Below are 2,401 nucleotides of genomic sequence, written 5' to 3'. Positions count from 1 at the left end.
CCGCCCGTAAGCCCTCCACTTGCCTCATGTCCATCCATCCACCCTGCCGCGGACGAACACAACCGGCAAATAGCACCTAACGGAGTCCTACTAGCCGAGGTTCGGGAACGGGCCGCTAGGTTCGCCATTCCCCTGACCTCGATCCGGATGCTGATGACCAACCGCAGCATCGGCTACGATGCCCCGGGCGAAGACGTCACTCATGATCCGCAACTCGACGGGATCAGCGCTGCGTTGGGGCAGGAGGAGGGCGTGGTCGAAGCACAGGCCCTGACCCCTACCCGCGTTCCTCTGCGGTGCAATTTCATCAGCAGGACTGCCAGCCCGCCGGGAGCGAGGGCGCTCGTTCCCTATGCCGAGCTGCTGGGCACAACACTCCGGCTGGTCCTGGGCTTGGACGCCGAGGATGCGGCGCAACTTGAGAACTTGCTTGATACGGGCGAGCCGGTCCCAGGGCGTTGGGAGCAAGCGGATCTATTCGACGGTTGATGCCCGTAGCCCTGTCGGCGGGTTCTGACCTGCTACTGCCGTATGGATCAAATTCTCCGCAGTCGGTGAATTGAATTCCGCGATGCATAGACGTACACGGGTTCGCCCTGCTTCATCCCTCCATTTTTGCAGCTCTTCAGGAATTGCGGCAATCGGATTCTTCCCAAGTAGGGTGCAGAGGGTGTGGCGGAAAATCCTGGTGCGGTGCTGTAAACAACTATCCCGTTCGGTCCCCAACGGGCTCGTCCTGCGGTGAGCCGTCGCGATAGAGCAGGTGCTTAGAAGGCGCTCGGCCTATTTTGGCCCGCCCCTCTCCTGAGCTGCGCTTACGCTTCACTCTGACGAAGCGTCAACGCAGCTGGGGAACGCATGGGGGAACCGCCACGCTCCGGTGGACCGGGGTGACAGCGTGAACCCCACGGGGCAACATGGCGTCACCCACATCATCCTCACACGGCTGGAGGTTGCTCCGGAAACAATTCCGCCCACTCTCGGCGTTGGTGATCTCTGAGCCGAGGAGGGGAAGGTGTCGGGCCTGAAGCTGTTTCACACGACGAAGAGCGGCGTGACTGAGGTCATGCCGCGTCTTGCTGAGGTCGAGTCGGATGTGCAGGGCCTCGTCGAGGCCAACATGGAGATGCTGCTGGGCGTCCGGTTCTTGGCGAGCGAGTACAGCACCGGCCCGGTTCACGGCGGACGCATCGACTCGCTCGGTCTCGATGAGAACGGATCGCCGGTCATCCTCCACTTTACCGACCGCAGGAGCTCGTGAACCGGCTCTGAACTGCGGCGATTCATAGACTACATGTTCGTGACGACGGGGTGGGGCTGTCGCTGTAACCCGTTGCGGAGATTCGTGGGACTGGCCGCAGGATCGTGCAGCGACGCCACTTGGGAGTCCGTTGTTTTCGCCCCGCCCTGCGGACCTCGACTCCGGATTGTTGGTGATCACTCCGTGCCCAATATTCGCTGCCCCCGGGCACCGGAAGTTCTTAGGATCCGTGCATGACTGACGAGAGTGAGCGGGCTGTGCAAGCAGCCGTTGGTGGAGAGTTGCGGCTTCTCGATCCTGAGGTGCGTGCTTCTCCGGCCCTCGTTTCGGAGCTTCTGGATCCTGAGTTCACCGAGATCGGAGCGTCCGGTCGCTGGTGGGACGCGCAGTCGATCCTCACGGTGACAAGTGCGGGAACGGTGTCCTCGGAGGCGCCGGTCAAGGTCAGCAAGATGTCAGGGACCGTCCTGGCTCCGGGGATCGTTCACCTGACGTACTTCGCTGACAATCAGGGGCGTCGGGCATGGCGGAGTTCCTTGTGGCGCCTGACGGAGACAGGCTGGCGCATGTACTTTCACCAGGGCACCTTGGCCAGCTGAAGCAAGCCTGTCCCGTCGCCTGCGGAGCGGCAGAGGCACTGATCCTCCCGCCATAACCACGAGTAGGGCCAGGCACTCGCTCCCAGAACCAGTGGGACGGCCCGTCCACCGGGACGGTGGACGGGCCGTGAAGTGGTTGGGCGGTGGGGATCAGGTGACGTCCTAGTGCAGTGCCGCATTGATCTTGCGGGGGTCATGCGGCTTTGAGTGGGGTTCCGTCGTAGGTCCAGCGGAATGGTCGGGCCTCATCGTCGTAGGCGAGGGTGAACTCGCGGATCTGGTCAATGAGGTCCTGGCGCGAGGTGAACTCACCGCGCCGCAGCAGTCTCCGGGTCAGGATCGAGAAGAAGATCTCGACTTGGTTGAGCCACGAGGCGTGTTTGGGTGTGTGGTGGACGGCGAACCTCGGGTGCGCTGCCAGCCAGGCCCGGGTCGCCTTCGAGACGTGGGACGAGCCGTTGTCGAGGACCAGGTGGATCGTGAGCTTGGGGTCGATGGACTGGTCGAGCATGTGCAGGAAGCCGATGAAGGTGGCCGAGTC

Annotated in this window: 4 protein-coding genes; 3 read left to right on the top strand and 1 reads right to left on the bottom strand. The window is 62.8% G+C overall.

Features of this window, described 5'->3' with window-relative positions; genetic code table 11:
- The first annotated feature begins 147 nt into the window (after positions 1-147).
- The 3 genes from ACFY4A_RS42435 to ACFY4A_RS42425 all read left to right on the top strand — a co-directional run bounded on the left by ACFY4A_RS42435 (position 148) and on the right by ACFY4A_RS42425 (position 1,860).
- Positions 148-489 (top strand): hypothetical protein, encoded by a 342-nt coding sequence (locus tag ACFY4A_RS42435; protein WP_390834649.1) that lies wholly within the window; start codon positions 148-150, stop codon positions 487-489.
- Positions 490-1,015: 526 nt separating this feature from the next.
- Positions 1,016-1,261, top strand: a complete 246-nt coding sequence (locus tag ACFY4A_RS42430; RefSeq protein WP_390834648.1) for a hypothetical protein — start codon at positions 1,016-1,018, stop codon at positions 1,259-1,261.
- A gap of 233 nt (positions 1,262-1,494) precedes the next feature.
- Positions 1,495-1,860 carry a DUF4440 domain-containing protein gene (locus tag ACFY4A_RS42425; protein WP_266623297.1) on the top strand — a complete coding sequence of 122 codons (366 nt, stop codon included), beginning with the start codon at positions 1,495-1,497 and terminating at the stop codon, positions 1,858-1,860.
- A gap of 193 nt (positions 1,861-2,053) precedes the next feature.
- Here the strand turns inward: ACFY4A_RS42425 and ACFY4A_RS42420 are convergent.
- A partial coding sequence (locus ACFY4A_RS42420; RefSeq protein ID WP_390834647.1) for a transposase occupies positions 2,054-2,401 on the bottom strand: 348 nt, incomplete at its 5' end.

Origin of the sequence: Streptomyces sp. NPDC001292 (assembly GCF_042896465.1) — a bacterium.
Classification (GTDB): domain Bacteria; phylum Actinomycetota; class Actinomycetes; order Streptomycetales; family Streptomycetaceae; genus Streptomyces.
The sequence above is the reverse complement of the archived record's forward strand: the minus strand, read 5'-3'. Positions and strand labels throughout refer to the sequence as shown.